The sequence below is a fragment of the Halotalea alkalilenta genome, from assembly GCF_001648175.1.
In the GTDB taxonomy this organism is placed as follows: Bacteria; Pseudomonadota; Gammaproteobacteria; order Pseudomonadales; family Halomonadaceae; genus Halotalea; species Halotalea alkalilenta_A.
Genome location: NZ_CP015243.1, coordinates 1,367,364 through 1,384,380, shown reverse-complemented (window position 1 = coordinate 1,384,380; position 17,017 = coordinate 1,367,364). Strand labels below are relative to the sequence as shown.

The 17,017-nt window shown below is 66.0% G+C and carries 20 protein-coding genes; 13 read left to right on the top strand and 7 right to left on the bottom strand.

From position 1 onward, the window contains the following. Window positions 1-11: 11 nt before the first annotated feature. Together A5892_RS06095 and A5892_RS06090 are read left to right on the top strand one after the other, a co-directional pair. A complete protein-coding gene (locus A5892_RS06095) occupies window positions 12-1,499 on the top strand; it encodes a class I SAM-dependent methyltransferase (RefSeq protein WP_064122046.1) in 1,488 nt (495 codons plus the stop codon). A gap of 86 nt (window positions 1,500-1,585) precedes the next feature. Further along, window positions 1,586-2,605, top strand: a complete 1,020-nt coding sequence (locus tag A5892_RS06090) for an alpha/beta hydrolase (protein ID WP_064122045.1) — start codon at window positions 1,586-1,588, stop codon at window positions 2,603-2,605. A 25-nt stretch (window positions 2,606-2,630) separates the two neighbouring features. Here A5892_RS06090 and A5892_RS06085 read toward each other — a convergent pair whose 3' ends face one another. Continuing rightward, on the bottom strand, window positions 2,631-3,389 hold the full coding sequence (locus A5892_RS06085; protein WP_082890293.1) for a glutathione S-transferase N-terminal domain-containing protein: 759 nt from the start codon (window positions 3,387-3,389) through the stop codon (window positions 2,631-2,633). A gap of 177 nt (window positions 3,390-3,566) precedes the next feature. Between A5892_RS06085 and A5892_RS06080 the strand changes: the two genes are divergently transcribed. The 3 genes from A5892_RS06080 (at window position 3,567) to A5892_RS06070 (ending at window position 6,533) form a co-directional block, all read left to right on the top strand. After that, a complete protein-coding gene (locus A5892_RS06080) occupies window positions 3,567-5,120 on the top strand; it encodes a bifunctional GNAT family N-acetyltransferase/carbon-nitrogen hydrolase family protein (RefSeq protein ID WP_064122043.1) in 1,554 nt (517 codons plus the stop codon). 196 nt (window positions 5,121-5,316) lie between these two features. Continuing rightward, window positions 5,317-5,517, top strand: coding sequence for a hypothetical protein (locus A5892_RS06075; RefSeq protein WP_064122042.1), 201 nt, complete (start codon window positions 5,317-5,319; stop codon window positions 5,515-5,517). 140 nt (window positions 5,518-5,657) lie between these two features. Further along, complete coding sequence (locus tag A5892_RS06070; RefSeq protein ID WP_317627717.1) at window positions 5,658-6,533, top strand: zinc-dependent peptidase; 876 nt, start codon at window positions 5,658-5,660, stop codon at window positions 6,531-6,533. Here the strand turns inward: A5892_RS06070 and A5892_RS06065 are convergent. Next, window positions 6,475-6,990 (bottom strand): acyl-CoA thioesterase, encoded by a 516-nt coding sequence (locus A5892_RS06065; RefSeq protein ID WP_064122040.1) that lies wholly within the window; start codon window positions 6,988-6,990, stop codon window positions 6,475-6,477. The genes A5892_RS06070 and A5892_RS06065 overlap by 59 nt on opposite strands. Before the next feature lie 217 nt (window positions 6,991-7,207). Here A5892_RS06065 and A5892_RS06060 point away from each other — a divergent pair, with 217 nt between their 5' ends. Genes A5892_RS06060 through A5892_RS06050 form a run of 3 tightly spaced genes read left to right on the top strand, consistent with a single transcriptional unit; the run spans window position 7,208 to window position 9,926 of the window. Beyond that, complete coding sequence (locus A5892_RS06060; RefSeq protein ID WP_064122039.1) at window positions 7,208-8,515, top strand: MFS transporter; 1,308 nt, start codon at window positions 7,208-7,210, stop codon at window positions 8,513-8,515. 29 nt (window positions 8,516-8,544) lie between these two features. Continuing rightward, on the top strand, window positions 8,545-9,720 hold the full coding sequence (locus A5892_RS06055) for a M20 aminoacylase family protein (protein WP_064122038.1): 1,176 nt from the start codon (window positions 8,545-8,547) through the stop codon (window positions 9,718-9,720). A gap of 5 nt (window positions 9,721-9,725) precedes the next feature. Next, on the top strand, window positions 9,726-9,926 hold the full coding sequence (locus A5892_RS06050; protein WP_150123497.1) for a hypothetical protein: 201 nt from the start codon (window positions 9,726-9,728) through the stop codon (window positions 9,924-9,926). On the opposite strand, the gene A5892_RS06045 is transcribed toward A5892_RS06050, so the two are convergent. The 3 genes from A5892_RS06045 to A5892_RS06035 form a co-directional block, all read right to left on the bottom strand. Beyond that, entirely contained in the window at window positions 9,923-10,243 is a 321-nt protein-coding gene (locus A5892_RS06045; protein WP_064122036.1) for a LysE family translocator, read from the bottom strand. The two genes, A5892_RS06050 and A5892_RS06045, sit on opposite strands and share 4 nt — an antisense overlap. Before the next feature lie 111 nt (window positions 10,244-10,354). Continuing rightward, a complete protein-coding gene (locus tag A5892_RS06040) occupies window positions 10,355-11,752 on the bottom strand; it encodes an L-cystine transporter (protein ID WP_064122035.1) in 1,398 nt (465 codons plus the stop codon). Window positions 11,753-11,782: 30 nt separating this feature from the next. Beyond that, window positions 11,783-12,280: a GNAT family N-acetyltransferase gene (locus tag A5892_RS06035; RefSeq protein WP_064124333.1), complete on the bottom strand. Its 498-nt coding sequence runs from the start codon at window positions 12,278-12,280 to the stop codon at window positions 11,783-11,785. A gap of 283 nt (window positions 12,281-12,563) precedes the next feature. Here A5892_RS06035 and A5892_RS20445 point away from each other — a divergent pair, with 283 nt between their 5' ends. Continuing rightward, window positions 12,564-12,932: a hypothetical protein gene (locus A5892_RS20445; RefSeq protein ID WP_064122034.1), complete on the top strand. Its 369-nt coding sequence runs from the start codon at window positions 12,564-12,566 to the stop codon at window positions 12,930-12,932. Between the two features lie 3 nt (window positions 12,933-12,935). Here the strand turns inward: A5892_RS20445 and A5892_RS06025 are convergent, their stop codons facing one another. Beyond that, window positions 12,936-13,517 carry a TetR/AcrR family transcriptional regulator gene (locus tag A5892_RS06025; RefSeq protein WP_064122033.1) on the bottom strand — a complete coding sequence of 194 codons (582 nt, stop codon included), beginning with the start codon at window positions 13,515-13,517 and terminating at the stop codon, window positions 12,936-12,938. A 148-nt stretch (window positions 13,518-13,665) separates the two neighbouring features. Here A5892_RS06025 and A5892_RS06020 point away from each other — a divergent pair, with 148 nt between their 5' ends. Together A5892_RS06020 and A5892_RS06015 are read left to right on the top strand one after the other, a co-directional pair. Then, a complete protein-coding gene (locus tag A5892_RS06020; protein ID WP_027348821.1) occupies window positions 13,666-13,980 on the top strand; it encodes a DMT family transporter in 315 nt (104 codons plus the stop codon). Window positions 13,981-14,005: 25 nt separating this feature from the next. Further along, on the top strand, window positions 14,006-14,320 hold the full coding sequence (locus A5892_RS06015; RefSeq protein WP_064122032.1) for a DMT family transporter: 315 nt from the start codon (window positions 14,006-14,008) through the stop codon (window positions 14,318-14,320). A gap of 2 nt (window positions 14,321-14,322) precedes the next feature. On the opposite strand, the gene A5892_RS06010 is transcribed toward A5892_RS06015, so the two are convergent. Next, the gene (locus A5892_RS06010; protein WP_064122031.1) at window positions 14,323-14,847 is read right to left on the bottom strand and encodes a methylated-DNA--[protein]-cysteine S-methyltransferase; all 525 of its coding nucleotides are present in this window, start codon (window positions 14,845-14,847) and stop codon (window positions 14,323-14,325) included. 139 nt (window positions 14,848-14,986) lie between these two features. Between A5892_RS06010 and A5892_RS06005 the strand changes: the two genes are divergently transcribed. Continuing rightward, window positions 14,987-15,988 (top strand): succinylglutamate desuccinylase, encoded by a 1,002-nt coding sequence (locus tag A5892_RS06005; RefSeq protein WP_064122030.1) that lies wholly within the window; start codon window positions 14,987-14,989, stop codon window positions 15,986-15,988. Window positions 15,989-16,238: 250 nt separating this feature from the next. After that, window positions 16,239-17,009, top strand: a complete 771-nt coding sequence (locus A5892_RS06000) for an ABC transporter ATP-binding protein (RefSeq protein ID WP_064122029.1) — start codon at window positions 16,239-16,241, stop codon at window positions 17,007-17,009. The last annotated feature ends 8 nt before the right edge of the window (window positions 17,010-17,017 follow it).

The following is a 17,017-nucleotide window of genomic DNA, read 5'->3' as shown; positions in this document are numbered from 1 at the left end:
CGGAGCCTTTGATGACGCCAACCGACGCCTATCTCACCTCGATACGCTACCCGCACCACTACCAGCGCGAGACCTCCGCCGCCTGGCTCTGCTTCGGCGTCGAAGCGCTCGGCTACCAGCCCCCCGACACCGCACGCGGATACCGCTGGTGCGAACTCGGCTGCGGCCAGGGCTACACCGCCGCGCTCAACGCGGCAGCCGACCCGCGCGGTGAATTCCACGCCGTCGACCTCAACGCCGAGCACGTCGAGGCGGGGCGAGCGCTGGCGCGCGAGGCCGGGCTCGACAATCTGCATTTCCACCAGGGTGACTTCGGCGTCTGGTCCGATGATGGCCACTCGCTCGGTGAAGGTTTCGATTTCATCATCGTCCATGGCGTCTATTCGTGGATCTCGCCGGCCCAGGCCGAACGCCTCGAGCGCTTGGCGGCACGCTGGCTCGCTCCTGGCGGCCTGCTCTACCTGCACTACATGAGCCAGCCGGGGATGGCCGCCCAGGCCGCGACCCAGCGGCTGATCGCCACCCTGGCCGCGCGTCACCACGATCCCAGGCTCGGCCTCGAGCAGGGTCTCGCCACGCTCGCCCGGCTGCGCGAGGCCGGCGCAGGGTTCTTCATCGCCCATCCCGAGGCCGCGCGCGGCCTCGATGCCGCACTCGAAGACGATCGTGACTACCTCGCCCATGAGCTGCTCGGCGGCCACTGGCGGGCGATGCACGTAGGCGAGGTGATGACGCGGATGGCGGCGCTCGGCTGCGACTACCTCGGCAGCGCCACGCTGCAGGAGAACATCGACGCCTGCTCGCTGCCGGCGGGCTGCCTGGCGGCACTCGACGGCATCGATGACCTGATCGCGCGCGAAACGCTCAAGGACATCGCTCGCAACCAGAGCTATCGACGCGACATCTATCAAAAGCGGCGGCGAGCGCTCACCCCGGCCGAACACCGCGACGCGCTGCTGCGCCAATGCGTCGCGAGGCTGCCGAGCGCACCGCGCAGCGGCCCGATTCGCTTCTCGACCCCGATCGGCGAGGTGGATGGAGACGACACCCTGCTGCTGCCGATTGTCCAGGAGCTCGAGGCGATGCCGGCGATGAGCTTCGCCGAGCTTGCCAGGCAGCCAGTGCTGCGCGGTCGCATCCAGCAACTCAGTCCAGCGCTGCAGATGCTCACCTGGGCGGGCGCGCTGCATCCCGCGGTAGCCAGCGCGGATGCGACACCCAGCCGGCGACTCAATGCCATACTCACGCGTCGGCGACTGGCCGGAGACAGGTTCAGCCATCTCGCCTGCGCGGGCATCGGCGCTGGCGTCGGCTTCGATCTCGAGGAGGCTTTACTGTTCGATACCGCGAGGACGATACCCGATACCGACGGCCACAGGCTGCATCGAGCGGCGAACGAGCGGGCTCGCAGCCTCGGCATCCCGGCCATCGCCCCGCCACGCTGGCAGCGCCTGGTGAATGAAACGCTGCCATCCTGGCGCCGTTTGGGCGTGCTTTGAACCCGAGGGCCAAGATCCAAGAGCTTGCATCGCTGGCGGCAACGCGCGATCTTGCCTCTTTTTGCCTGCCGATCATGGAGCCGTGCATGTCAGCGCGCCATCTTTCGCATCTCTCGCCGGGCCAAATCGCGGCATCCTTCGCCGCCGCCCTTGGCCTCACCTTCTCAAGCCTCGCCGGCGCCCAGCCGAGCATGCAGCCGCTTGGGCCCAACATCGCCGACGTCGGCTCCGATGCCTACAGCTTCAGGCGCTTCGAGATCGACTCCGACGACGGCCATCGCCACTATCGCATCTGGGTGGGCCGGCCGGAGGCACCACCGCCTCCGGGCGGCTATCCAGTGCTCTACATGCTCGACGGCAACGCGGCGATGGACGCGCTCGACGAGGAGCTGCTCGGCGCTGTCGACCAAGCCGCACCTCCCGTGCTGGTGGCGATCGGCTACCAGACCGAGCTGCCCTTCGATACCACCGCACGCGCCTACGACTACACGCCACCCGATCCCGACGGCAAGCCCGGCACGGACCCTTGGAACCAGACCCGCGAAAGCGGCGGCAGCGATACGTTCCGCGCGCTCCTGCACCGGCGGATCATTCCCGAAGCCGAGCAAGGCCTCCCGATCGATACCAGCCGTCGCGCGCTCTGGGGCCACTCCTACGCGGGGCTGTTCACCCTCGACACCTTGTTCCAGGCGCCCGGCGATTTCTCCCGCTACTACGCCGCGAGTCCGTCGCTCGGCTGGAACGGCGGCCAGGGCCTCGCCCGCGAGGATGAACTCGGTCGGCGGCTTGCGGGCAAGACCGCGTCGCTGACGCTGTTCCATGGGGGAGACGAGGTCGGTCGCCACCAGCGCAACGCCGATCGCCCGCCTTTTGAGGTGGCCGAACCGCTGCGCGACGGCTCACGGCTTCGCGCGCGACTGTCGCCTACCGTGGTGGAGGATCTCGCCAAGCGGCTCGATGCGATAGAGGGGCTGGAGGTGCGTTATCGCGCCTATCCCGCGCTCAGCCATGGACCGATGCTCGCCGCGTCGCTGCACGATGCGTTGCGCGATGTCGCCGGCCTGCCGATGAGTGACCCGAAAGAGGCGCCGCCTCCCCGCCTTTGAGCCGAGCCCGGCGAGCGCCCGAGAGTCAAGAGATCGAGCGCGGCACCAGCGCGACGACATCGGCCGGCGGCCTGGGAGCACAATAGGCCCGCGCCGCGCTCGCCGCGTAGCCGTCGAAGGCGCCGAGCAGCCGATCCTGCCACTCGGCGACGCGATCCTCAGGGTCGAGCAGCTCGTCGCGCATCATCACCCTCGCCCACATGAAAAAGCCGAAAGCGAGGTAATCGCTGCCGCCCGGCTGGTCACCATCGAGAAACGCGGTCTCGCGCAGACGCAGGCGCAGCGGCGCCAGCGTCATCTCGAGCATGATCCGCCCTCGCGCCGGGTCGCAGAAACGCTCGAGCGTCATGCCGAAACGCGCCTCTCGGGAGGCACGGAAGTAGGGTTGGTCGATCGGGTCGAGGGCGTCGAACAGATCCGCCATCATGATGCGGCTCAGCGCCGGAGCCAGTTGGGTCTCGGACCACGCCTTGATGAAACGTCCACTGCTCTCGGCACCGGAACCATCGAACAGCGGCGCCTGGGGATAGCGTCGATCGAGGTGCTGGATGATCGCGTAGCTGTCGACGATCGCTCGGCCGCTCTCCTCACGCAGCACCGGCACCCTGCGCGCCAAACCATCGCCTTGGCCCGAAAACGCCAGCGCATCGTTGTCGACGAAGCGCAGTGCGCGGGTTTCGAAGGCCAGTCCCTTGTGCTTGAGCGCCATGCGGACCCTCCAGCAGTAGGGCGAGAAACGCACACGTGGGTCGCTCCCACGCAGTTCGAATAACGTTCGCGTCATCTCCAACTTCCTCCTGGCGAGCCACGCGGGTCCGCCGTCCATCGTAGGCGAATCTCGTTCGCGCTTGACCTCAGTGTAGCGGCCCTGGGCCATTGCGCGACGCCGTTCGCCGCGGTGAACTTCGGGCGCCGTGCTAGACTCCAAACCGATTCCACCCACCCTCCCCTGGACTCATCCATGTCGAAAGAAGCCCTGCATCTCAACATCCGCAACCTCGAGTCCGGCGACTATCCACAGCTCAAAGCGCTGATGGATGCGGTCTACGAGGATATCGGCGGGGCTTGGTCGAAACTCACCATCGACCGGCTGATCGGCGAGTTCCCCGACGGCCAGCTCGCCATCGAGGACGATGGCCGGCTGGTCGGCATGGCGCTGACCGTGCGAGTCGACTACGACGTGTTCTCGAATCCGCACAAGTACGATGATCTGATCGGCCATCGCGACATCATCCTCAATGCTCCCCAGGGCGACACGCTCTATGGCCTCGATGTCCTGATCCATCCCGACTATCGCGGCTACCGCCTCGGCCGGCGGCTTTACGAGGCGCGCAAGGACCTCTGCCGCTCGCTCAACCTGCGCGCGATCCTCGCCGGCGGGCGAATTCCCGGCTATCACCGCTACGCCGACGAGCTCTCGCCGACCGAGTACATCGACAAGGTCTCGCGCAAGGAGATCCATGACCCGATCCTCTCCTTCCAGCTGGCCAACGACTTCCTGGTCAAGCGGTTGTTGCGCAAGTACCTGCCCGAGGACGAGCACTCGATGGGCTACGCCACGCTGCTCGAGTGGAACAACATTCTCTTCGAGCCGGCCGAGTCGGTACTCGCTTGGCGCAAGCAGGAAGTGCGGGTGGGCGCAGTGCAATGGCAGATGCGCGAGTTCGCCTCGGTCGAACAGGTGCTCCAGCAGGTCGAGTTCTACGTCGATGCGATCTCCGACTACCAAAGCGACTTCGCGGTGCTGCCGGAGCTCTTCAACACTCCCTTGATGGGGCTTACCGACCAGTCGGACCAAGTCCAGGCGATTCGCTTCCTCGCCGGCTTCACTGCGCGCTTCAAGGAGGAGATCTCGCGGATGGCGGTCTCCTACAACATCAACATCATCGCCGGGTCGATGATCGAGCAGGGCGAGGATGGCCGGCTCTACAATGTCGCCTACCTGTGCCGCCGCGATGGATCCATCGACCGCCAGCCCAAGCTTCACATCACGCCGCAGGAGCGTCGCGACTGGGTGATCGAGGGCGGCGACTCGCTCACCGTGTTCGACACCGATGCCGGACGCATCGGCATCCTGATCTGCTATGACGTCGAGTTCCCCGAGCTTGCGCGACTGCTGGCCGAACAGGAGATGGACATTCTCTTCGTGCCGTTCTGGACCGACACCAAGAACAGCTACCTTCGGGTGCGCCACTGCGCCCAGGCGCGGGCGATCGAGAACGAATGCTACGTCGTGGTCTGCGGCAGCGTCGGTAACGTGCCATCGATCGAGAACCTCGACGTGCAGTACGCGCAGTCGTCGGTGTTTTCACCCTCGGACTTCGCCTTCCCCCACGACGCGGTGATGTCGGAGACCACGCCGAACACCGAGATGCTGATGTTCTCGGATCTCGACCTGCGACGGCTCAAGGTCGTGCGCAGCGAAGGCTCGGTGACCAACTTGAAAGACCGGCGCAAGGATCTGTTCGATTTGCGCCTGCGCGACTGGTCGCTGAAGTCCGGCGGCCAGGGCTGACCCCGAACCGACGCGCCGGGAAAGGCATGCTTACCAAGGAACACGGGGCAATACGCAAGAGCGCTTTGCTTACAATGCGTATCGAGAAGCGAGTGGCGCTTTGATCCGGACGATCTAGGATGATCTGGTACCGCTCGCGGTGCCCGCTGGGCATCGGGGCGCTTCCGCCAGATCGTGATGAAAGGAATCGGACCGTATGAAATCTCTCGTTTTCACCACAGCTGCGCTGTTTTCCACTCTGCTCGTCGCCGGCTGCGCCACCGACTGGCAAAAACCCGACGGCACCGATGCCGACCGCTATAGCGATCAGGCCGAATGCCGAGTGATGGCCAACCAGGCCGACGACAGCGATACCTTCGACGACTGCATGAAAGGCCGCGGCTGGATGGATGACTGAGCGAATACCAACCAGTCGCACAGAGCGCGCCCTCGGGCGCGCTCTGTGCTGTTAGCCCCCGCCCAAGCGTCATTCAGCGCCGATGGGCTGACACCGTTCGAGCCGCTGGTTATCCTCAGGGCGCGCGCACTTTCAGGCGTATCCCTAACTGCGTTTCGAGGAACAGGACCATCGGCTGGCTGTCGGATCTCAAGTGGCGGCACACTCGCCAACGTCATCCCTTGCCCGAGCGGCTGTGGCGCGAGGTCGTCGACCAGCTGCCGATCGCCCATGGGCTCGACGAAACCCAGCGCGCGCTGCTCGGCAAGCGCGCCTGGCGGCTGCTGCACGAACTGCGGCTCACCCTGCCGGTGGATGGCACCGATTGGCCGCTCGCCGAACGGCTGCGCCTGAGCGCGCAGATCGCCCTGCTCGCGCTTGGCTGGGAGGACGGTGAGTCAGCCTTCGCCAATGTGCATGAGGTGGTGGTGGTACCGGATGCCTTCACCCGCGAAGTGGTCGAAGTCGACGAGTATGGCGTGACCCATGAGTACGTCGACGAACGGGTGGGCGAGACCTCCTACCAGGGGCCTGTAGTGGTGTCGCTGGCTGATGTCGAGCACAGCGGCGAGTGGAGCGGCTTCAACGTGATCATCCACGAATTCTGCCACAAGCTCGACATGGGCAACTCCGAGGACGTCGACGGCCTGCCACCGCTGCCGCCGGGCCTTTCGGCGAAAACCTGGCACCAGGTGTTCAGCGTGGTGTGGCAGGACCTCAACGATCGCCTCGCACACGACGAACCGACCCCGATCGACGACTACGCGGCGAGCCATCCGGGCGAGTGCTTCGCGGTCTGCAGTGAATACTTCTTCACCGCGCCGGACATCCTCGCCGAGGCCTACCCCGACCTCTATACGCTGCTGTCGCGCTACTACGGCCAGGATCCACTGCCGCGCCTGCGGGCCTTCGAGTCGCTCAGTGCTCCTGAGCAGGGTGATCGGGCTGTTCGCCCTCCGCATTTCGAATCGCCCTGAAGCGCGCCTCCATCTCACGGCGGAGTTCGCGCCGCCGGCGCCCCGACTCGAAGCGCTGGCGGCCAATCTTGGTGACCGGAGAAAGCGCCGGCACCGCCATCGGGCGCCCGTCATCGTCCACCGCCACCATGGTGAAGTAGCAGCTGTTGGTATGGCGCACCACGCCCTGGCGAAAATCCTCGGCGATCACCTTGATGCCGATTTCCATCGAACTGCGCCCGGTGTAGTTGACCGCGGCGAGAAAGGTGACCAGCTCGCCGACATGGATCGGCTGGCGAAAGATCACCTGGTCGACCGAGAGCGTCACCACGTAGCTCTGGGCCCAGCGCGCAGCGCAAGCGTAGGCGACTTCATCGAGGTACTTGAGCAGCGCTCCCCCGTGTACCTTGCCGGAGAAGTTGGCCAGATCGGGGGTCATCAGCACCGACATGGTGAGTTCATGCCTGGGGGTGTCCATAAGAAGATTACTCTCTCGCCAAGGCGCCCTCTTGATGGGGCGCTGAGCCGCTATCCTCGCACAAATGCACCAGCAGGTGAGCACCACGCTACGCAGGCCGGGCGGGCCTCTTCCCTCCCTCGCCGCAACCGATTAAGGTCGAACCAAGGCTGTTTCCAAACTTAACCAAATTCCGCCCTCGACAGCCGGGCTCGCCACCGACAATCGGAGCCGTTTCATGTCCCAACTCGCCCAGCGGTCGGACGCCGGCGCAGCACCACGCCAGCTCTCCCGTGCCAAGCTGATCATTGCCGCAAGCCTCGGCAACGGCCTCGAGATGTTCGACTTCACCGTATTCAGCTTCTTCGCTTCGATCATCGGCGCGCTCTACTTTCCCTCCGAGACCCCCTATGGCTCTCTGCTGATGGCGGTCGGGGTGTTCGGGGTCGGCTTCGTCATGCGCCCGCTCGGCAGCATGGTGCTCGGCGCCTACGCCGACCGTGCCGGGCGCAAGGCGGCGATGCTTTTGACCATCACGCTGATGGGGCTCGGCACGGCGATGATCGCGCTGGCCCCAACCCACGCCCAGATCGGCATCTTCGCACCGCTTTTGATTCTCGCCGGGCGGCTTCTGCAAGGGTTCTCCGCCGGCGGTGAGATCGGCGCGTCGACGGCGCTGCTGATGGAATCGGCCGGCAGCCACAACCGCGGCTTCTACGTCAGCTGGCAGGTGATCAGCCAAGGGACCAGCTCGCTGCTCGGCGCCGCCTGCGGCGCGCTGCTCACCAGCACACTGTCGCAAGAGGCGCTGCACGCTTGGGGCTGGCGGCTGCCGTTTCTGGTCGGGCTCGCGATCATCCCGGTCGGCCTCTACATCCGCCGCAAGGTCGAGGAGACCTACAGCGGCCACGAGGCCCAGCGCCACGGCGGTGCTGCGGCCCGTAACCCGGTCTCGATCTTCCTGCGCGAGCATCTGCGCCAGTTCGTGCTCGGCCTTGCGATCATCATGGCAGCGACGCTCCTGACCTACATCATTCTCTTCTACATGCCGACCTACATGACCCGGGTCTCCCATTTGTCGCCCACCACCGCCTACCTGATGAGCGTGCTCACCAGCCTGATGCTGATCATTTCAGCCCTGGTCGCCGGGCTCGCGCTGGATCGCCTGCGTCAGCACAAGCGCTTGGCCATCGGGTCGCTGCTGGTCGCGATCGTGCTCGTCTACCCGACCTTCGTGCTGCTCGCCGATCCCGCCACCCTGTGGCTGGCGATGATCAGCCGACTGATCCTGGTCGCCGCGATGGGGTTCAACATGACCGCTGGGCTTTTGTTGATCATCGAGGCGCTGCCTCGTCCGGTACGCGCCACCGGGATGGCGATGACCTACGCACTCGGCGTCGCACTGTTCGGCGGTACCGCGCAGTTCGTGGTCACCTGGCTGCTCGAAGTCACTGGCAATCCTATGTCTCCAGCGTGGTACCTTATCGTCATGCTGCTGATCAGCCTTGCCGCCTTCGCCACTTTCCGCGAACGCCATTTCGACTGAACCAATAACACCAAGCATTAGGAGCGAGCATGTCCCTTCCCACCCAACCCGATCCCGTACGCGCACGCATCCAGGAGTACCTTCCCGAAATGGTCTCGCTGCGCCGCGACATCCATACCCACCCCGAGCTCGGCTACCACGAGCATCGCACCAGCGACCTGGTCGCCGAGCGGCTCGAGCAATGGGGCTTCGAGGTCGATCGCGGGCTCGGCGGCACCGGGGTGGTCGGCACCCTGAAGCGCGGCAACGGCGGCGCCGTGATCGGGCTGCGCGCCGACATGGACGCGCTGCCGATCGAGGAAACCACCGGGCTGCCCTACGCCAGCCGCAATCCGGGCGTGATGCACGCCTGCGGCCATGACGGCCATACCACCACCCTGCTCACCGCGGCGCGCTATCTCGCTGAGCACGGCGAGTTCGACGGCACCCTGCGCGTGATCTTCCAGCCCGCCGAGGAGAGCCTGGCCGGTGCTTTGAAGATGCTCGAGGAGGGACTGTTCGAACGCTTCCCTTGCGATGCGATCTTCGGCCTGCACAACATGCCCGGCGTACCGGCCGGCAAGCTCTGCTTCGTCGAGGGGCCGACCATGGCCTCCTCCGACACCGCGATCATTCGAGTCCAGGGCCGCGGCGGCCACGGCGCAGTGCCCCAGCTCTCGGTGGACCCGGTGGTCGCGGCCGCCTCGCTGGTAATGGCGCTGCAGAGCGTGGTCTCGCGCAACGTAGCACCGCTCGAGACCGGCGTGGTGACGATCGGCAGCATCCAGGGCGGCACGGTCAGCAACGTGATCCCCGACAGCGTGGAGCTGAAACTGACCATACGGGCGTTTTCCAACCAGGTCCGCGACCTGCTCGAACGCCGGATCATCGAGATCAGCAAGGCCCAGGCGCAAAGCTTCGGTGCCGAGGCGCTGATCGACTACCAGCGTGGCTATCCGGTGCTGGTGAACCATACCAGCGAGACCCAGCTGGCCCGCGAAGTGGCGCTCGAGCATTTCGGCGAGGATGCGATCGAAGCCGGCTTCGAGCCGATCACCGCCAGCGAGGACTTCGCCTACATGCTCGAGAAGGTGCCCGGTTGCTACCTGTTCGTCGGCAACGGCGACAGCGCTTCGCTGCACAACCCCGGCTACAACTTCAACGATGAGATCCTGCCCGTCGGCGCGGCCTACTGGGTCAAGCTGGTCGAGCGCTATCTCGGGTGACATCGTTGCCCGCGACCACCCCGATCGGGGTGATCATGCTGGCGACCCGCTTCCCTCGCCCGCCGGGGGACATCGGTCATCCCGATACGCTCGGCGGGCTGGGGCTCTATGCGCGCGCCGAAAAGGCGCGCGTTGCTCGCGTGGTGGTCGATGGTCCGATCGATGCCGAAGTGGTCGAAGCGATGGCGCAGGCCCCGCGCCGCTAGCTCCTCTGGCCAGCGGAAAGCAGACGCACACCGAGGCCGATGAACATCGCACCGAGCAGCCGATCGAGCCAGCAGAGATAGGCCGCGCCGAGCAGCGTGAACAGGGTGCTCGAGGCGACTAGCAGCGCAGAGAGACCGACCGCCGCCGCACTGACATGGAACAGCGTGCCGCACCACAGGCCGGCGGCGGCCCATAGCCCGATGCGTCGTCCCTGGACGCAGCTCTTGCCGAGCAGATAGAGCATGTCGGGCCCAGGTGTGAGGTTGATCACCAGGGCGGCGGCGAAAAAAAGCGCCCAGAACGCCGGATCGAACATGGTTGCATCCTCTGTGGGAACGGGAGGCCTCGAACTCCAGTTCCGTTACCGAAACCCTATCTATTACCACCTCAGCTGAACTACTCGCCGCCCCATTCGATGGCCCTCTTTTCAAGCCGGGCGACCGGGCTCTGGGTGGGCTTCGTCGTCGGCATTGAACCGCTGCCAGTCGGTCTGGCCGAGCACGCGGCTCGATAGCGCCCCGGCGGTCATCGAGCCATTGACGTTGATCGCGGTTCGCCCCATGTCGATCAGCGGTTCGATCGAGATCAAAAGCCCCGCCAGTGCGATCGGCAGGTCAAGGGTCGAGAGCACGATGATCGCGGCGAAGGTCGCTCCACCGCCGACCCCGGCGATGCCGAAGGAGGAGATCGCGACCACCGCGATCAGGCTGAGGATGAAGCCCGGCGTCATCGGATCGACCCCCACGGTCGGCGCGATCATCACGGCAAGCATCGCCGGATAGAGCCCGGCGCAGCCGTTCTGGCCGATGGTCGCGCCGAACGAGGCGGAGAAGTTGGCGATCGCAGGATCGACGCCCAGCCGTGAGACCTGGGTATCGATGTTGAGCGGGATGCTCGCTGCGCTCGAGCGCGAGGTGAAGGCGAAGGTCAGCACCGGCCAGACCTTGCGGAAGAAGCGCAGCGGCGAGATGCCGCCGAGGGCCAGCAGCAGCGCATGGACCAGCAGGATCAGGCCGAGGCCCAGGTAGGAGGCGACGACGAAGTTGATCAGTTGAAGGATATCGTGGAGGTTGGAGGTCGCCACCACCTGGGTCATCAGCGCCATCACCCCGTAGGGTGTGAGCCGAATGATCATCCGCGTGAGGCGCAGCACCCAGCGGCTGACCAGTTCGATCCCGGCGACCACCTTCGCTCCGACCTCCGGCTCCTCGCGACGCAAAAGCATCGCCGCAAGCCCGAGCAGCATCGAGAAGATCACCACGCTGATGATCGAGGTCGGCCTGGCCCCGGTCAGCTCGGCGAAGGGGTTGGCCGGGATGAAGCCGACGATCATCTGGGCCAGGTTGAGCTCGCCGAGCTGGTCGGCACGCCCGACCAACGCGTCGCCCCGGGCCAGCTCGCGCGCCCCTTGGGCAAGGCCTTGCGCACTGAGGCCGAACAGCTGCGCCATTGCGATGCCGATCGCCGCGGAGATCGCCACCGTCACCATCAGTACCGCCAGCACCGAGAAGCCGATCTTGCCCAGCGCGCTCAGATCATGAAGCTTGACCGTCGCACCGAGGATCGAGACCAGCACCAACGGCATCACGATCATCTGCAGCAGGCGCACATAGCCGCCGCCGACCACGTTGACCCAGTTCAGGGTGTCGTTGACCAGCGGATGGTCGAAGCCATAGAGCCACTGCAGGGCGAGACCGAAGGCCACCCCGAGCAGCAGGCCGGCAAGCACCAGCCGGCCCAGTGAGGCACCGCGGCGCTGGCGCTTGGAGAGCCCCAGCATGGCGAGCAGGAAAACCGCGAGGTGCGGTAGGACGAACAGGAACATCGCGCACTCCAGTGAACCGAACGGGCCTGCTCACAGCACCTTCTGCATGAGGGTGAGATCCAACCAGCGACCGAACTTGGTACCGACCTCGCGCAGGGTACCAGTCTCGACGAAGCCGAGCCGCTGGTGCAGCGCGATCGATCCATGGTTGGCGGCATCGATGCCGGCGACCATCACATGCATGCCCTGGGCCTCGGCACGCTCGATCAGTGTCAGCATCAGCGTTCGGCCGATGCCCGCGCCGCGATGCGCGGCATCGACGTAGACACTGTGCTCGACGGTGAGGCGATAGCCATCATGGGGACGCCAGGCGCCATAGGTAGCGTAACCGAGCAGCCGATCCTGCGCATCGACCGCGGCAAGCACGGGAAACCCCTGGGCCAGGCGCTGGGAGTGCCAGCCGCGGCGCTCGTCGATGTCGACCAGGCGTTCGTTCCAGATCGCCGTGGTATGCGCCACCGCGTCGTTGTAGATCGCCGTGAGGGCGGTGAGATCACGCTCTTCGAGATCGCGGATACGTTCGATCATGGGCAGGGCTCGTACGCTTGGATGGGTTGGATTGAGCAACAATCGCATTCTGCGCGCAGCGAGCGGCCGCCACCAGCGGTGGCGATTGCCAATCCGGGCCGGCACCGACACAATGGCGCCGCGCCCCTGGTCCGAGACGCTTTCGCGCGTCCCGATCCAGGGCTCGTCGAGGGATCCAGCCGCATGCACGACGCAATCGAGCGACACGCGCGGTTCGTGTGAGCCGTCATCCATGACGGGGTTTGAAACGCGCCCTAAGCCGGCGCGACTTTAAGGATCACCGATGAAAGTGCCATTCCCTCTCGCCCCGTCGCCGCTCCCACGCCTTTGCGTTGTCGCCGCCGTCTGGCTGCTTTCCGGCTGCACGGCCTCCGCTCCCGATGCCGATGCCGTACGCCTGGCGATCGAGTCCCACTTCGAACGCGAACTTCAGACCCTGCAGCACGCCGCGGGCGATGAGGGGCCCGAGCTCGAGGCATTCGAGGGACTCGCCTACCGAGTGGAGATCACCGGGGTATCGGAGTGCCAACCGCTTGCGGACGATGCCCACTGGCGCTGCAAGGTGGTCGGCGAACTGGAGATCGATGGCGAGAGACGTTCGCTCGATCGCGTGCTGGAGCTGGTCCACGAAGGTGACGAATGGCACGTCTGAAGCCTAGAGGCCGATCGCTCGACGCAGTACGCCCCACACCCGCTCGCGCCGTGCGGCCAATTCATCGGCGGCATAGATGAATCGCTCGGTGAAGAGCCCATCGGCGACGCAGTAGAAGGTGGCGCCGAAGCTCGCCCGGTCGATGCCCTCGAACAGCCCCAACTCATGCCCCTGTGCGTAGAGCACATCGAGCAGCAGGTCGCACTCCCGCTCGCAGCGAGCCATCTGGGCACTGACCTCGGTGGCGAAGCGCGGCGGCGGGAAGAGGATGAAACGCTTGTAGAAGATGCCCTCGACGCGGCCGAAATCCTCACCGCTGGCGTCGAGGAGCAAACGCTCGAGACGCGCATCGAACGCCGCTGCCCTCATCGCCTCGAAGCCCGCCGCGATCCGCTCGCGCATCTGCCCCACCACCTCATCGACCAAAAAGAGAAACAGCGCATCCTTGCTGTCGAAGTGGTTGTAGATCGAAGGCTTGCGGATACCCACCGCCTCGGCGAGCGCACCCAGCGAAGTCGCCTCGAACCCTTTCTCGGCGAACAGCCTGAGGCCTGCGACGGCGAGCCGCTCTCGGGTCGTAGCCATAGTCCCTCCTGCGATGAACAGTAGCCGCATTCTAATCCGCCAACCAGCGACATGGGCGCGCCAAATCTCGATACGACCATGACACACTAGACTAACTACCGTTAGTTAGCCTAGCATTCCGATCATGGTGATCTGAAGGAGGCGAACCATGAGTCTCAAAGGATGGGCGATGCTGCTGCCGGCCGCCGCCGCGGAAGTCGGCTGGGCACTGGGCCTGAAGCAGGCGCAAAGCGTTGGTGACTGGGCGCTGACCCTGGTGCTGGTGGCGGCAAGCTTCGCCCTGCTCCTGCATGCCTCGCGGCGGATGCCGGTGGCCACCGCCTACGTGGTGTTCGTCGCGCTCGGCACCGCCGGCACCGCGGCGGTGGATATGTTCTGGCTGGGCAGCGGCTGGGATCTCGCCACTGCGGCTTTCATCGCGCTGCTGCTGCTCGGTGTGATCGGGCTCAAGCGCACCAGCTGACGCTCGTCCGACAGGGAGAACGACCATGGCTTGGCTGATACTGATCTTCGCCGGACTGCTCGAAGTCGTCGGCGTCACTGCGATCAAGCGGGTCACCGACGGCCATTGGCGCTCGGGCCTGGCGGTCATCGTGGTGGGCTTCTCGGCATCGCTTGCGCTGCTCAACCTCGCAATGCGCGAGATCGATCTCGGCGTCGCCTATGCGACCTTCACCGGCATCGGCGCGGTCGGTAGCGCGCTGCTGGGGATGTGGCTTTGGGGCGAATCGCACCGGCCGCTGAGAATCGCCTTTCTCGCCCTGATCGTCTGCGCGGTGGTCGGACTCAAGCTGGTCGATTGAGCTCAGTCGATCGACGCCCATAGCGGCGCGCTCAGCACCCCTTCGTGCTCGAGCAGCCAGCGCTTCCTGCCAATGCCACCGGCATAGCCGCGCAGCTCACCGCCGCGGCCGAGCACGCGGTGGCAGGGCACCACCAGACACAAGGGATTGCGCCCCACCGCGGCACCGATCGCCCGAGCGTGACGAGCGCCGAAGCCGAGCCGTGAAGCGAGTTCGCCGTAGCTTGCGGTGTCACCGAAGGGCACCTCGGCGAGTGCTTCCCATACCCGCTGCTGGAAAGCACTGCCATGCGGGGCGAGCGGCAGGTCGAAGCGCTCGAGCCGGTGGCGGAAGTACGCATCGAGCTGCGCCTGGGCCTCTTTCAGCACCGCCGGGGGAGAGCGTTCAGGATCGGGATCATAACGCCACTGCGACACTGCCTTGGCGGGTCGGGCGACCTCGAGATGGAAGACACCGCTGAGCCGCTCGCCGTCGGCGCGCAGCAATAGTTCGCCGATCGGGGTCGAGAGGGTTGCGTAGTGCGACATGCCGGTCTCCTGGTGACGCTTGGAACGAGGCGGTTCCCTTCTGGCCGAACACCTTAGCCGATCGCTGCGGCGCGATCGACTTGCCCGACGCCAGAGGCTATGGTCCAGTCATCGAAGCCACCCTGCCCGGAGCACCTTCATGGCATCCCCTTCGCTGATCGACGCATGGCTCGATACCTTCGCCCCCCGGCCATCGACGGCTGCGATAGGGGGAGCGCTTGCCGGCGGTGCCTTCGTCCAGCACGAGCGCGGTATTTTCGAGCTGCGCCCCACCGTGGTAGACCAGCGGGCCGTGGCACTGGTGATCAGCGTCGGCGTGCACGGTGACGAGACCGCGCCGATAGAGCTGCTCGGCGAAACCCTCTCCCGGCTGGAGGCCGGCCTGGTCAGGCTTGGTGCGCCTACGCTCTTGCTCCTCGGCAGCCCCGAGGCGGTAGTCCGCGCGACGCGCTACATCGACACCAACCTCAACCGGCTGTTCGAGCGCGGTCGCGAGGGCATGCGCCCCGAGCAGCTGCGCGCTCGGGAACTGATGACCGCGGTCGATCGATTCTTCTCAGCCCACCAAGGGCGCGCGCGCCTGCATCTGGACCTGCATACCGCGATCCGCGAAAGCCTCCATCCGCGCTTCGCGATCGAGCCGTTCGCCGCCACCTCCACGCCCGCCGCATTGTGGAACGCACTGCACGGCGCAGGGCTCCAGGCCGGCCTGCGCCAGCACGCCCACAGCTGGACCTTCTCCCACTACAGCCGCCACTATCATGAGGCGCAAGGGTTCACCCTAGAACTCGGCCGGGTGGCCCCGTTCGGGGCCAACGATCTCGCGCCGCTGCGCCCGCTGGGTGCTGCGATCGAGGCCTGGATCGAAGGCGCGCCGCTCGGGCTCGACGCACGCGATGGCGAAGTGGCGATGCCGCTCTACCGGGTGGCGCGCGAGATCACCCGCGAAGCGGAGGATTTCCGCTTCGCTTTCGCCGACGACTTGGCTAACTTCAGCGAATTTCCCCCCGGAGCACTGGTCGGGGCCGATGCGGTCCAGGGCGAGGTCCGCGTCGGCGACCGCCCGCAGCGAGTCGTCTTTCCCAACCCTCGGGTCGAGCTCGGGGCCCGCGCCGGGCTATTGGTCGAGCGCTTGGATTAAAGCGTGTCAGCACTTATCCCGAGGTTGCGCCGGCGGCGGCAAGCGGGCTGGCGCAACCCGCGGGTGGCTCTGCTAGAATGCGCGCTTGCGCTGCCCGGTGGCTGGCCGGGGAAGTACGCCTGCGATGCGCGCCTACCTCGCGCGCCGACAGCCACGCAGCGATAGCGCCGATTCACAGCCAATAACATCCATCGCAGCCTGACCGATGCGAGGCCACAAGCCTTCGGTCGCTGCCATGCTGGAACAGACCATGCCAGAGCCAATCCACCCGCTGGTCATCACCGACCTGCACAAGAGCTTCGGCGACAACCCCGTGCTTCGCGGCCTGTCGCTCACTGCAAAGAAGGGTGATGTGATCACCCTGATCGGTGCCTCCGGCTCGGGCAAGAGTACCTTCCTGCGCTGCATGAACCTGCTCGAACGGCCCAACGCTGGCGAGATCGTGGTCCACGGCGAGAGCATCCGTTTCAAGGAGACCCGGCGCGGGCGCGAAGTCGCCGACCATCGCCAGGTCGAGCGTATCCGCTCCAAACTCTCGATGGTGTTCCAGAACTTCAACCTTTGGGCGCACATGACGCTGCTCGCCAACGTCATCGAGGCTCCGATCCACGTGCTCAAGGTGCCCAAGGCCGAGGCCCGTGCCCGCGGCATGGCACTGCTCGAGCGGGTCGGCCTCGCCGAACGCGCCGACTACTATCCGGCCCAGCTCTCCGGAGGCCAGCAGCAGCGCGGCGCGATCGCGCGCGCCTTGGCGATGGAACCCGAGGTGATGCTGTTCGACGAGCCGACCTCGGCACTCGACCCGGAGCTGGTCGGCGATGTGCTGCGGGTGATGCGCGAGCTCGCCGACGAAGGCCGCACGATGATCGTGGTGACCCACGAGATGGCTTTCGCCCGCGATGTCTCGAGCCAGGTGGTCTACCTGCACCAGGGCCGGGTCGAAGAGGCCGGGCCGCCGAGCCAGGTGCTCGATAACCCGACCTCGCCGCGCCTGCGCCAGTTCCTGGCCCCCAAGCACTGATACACGGC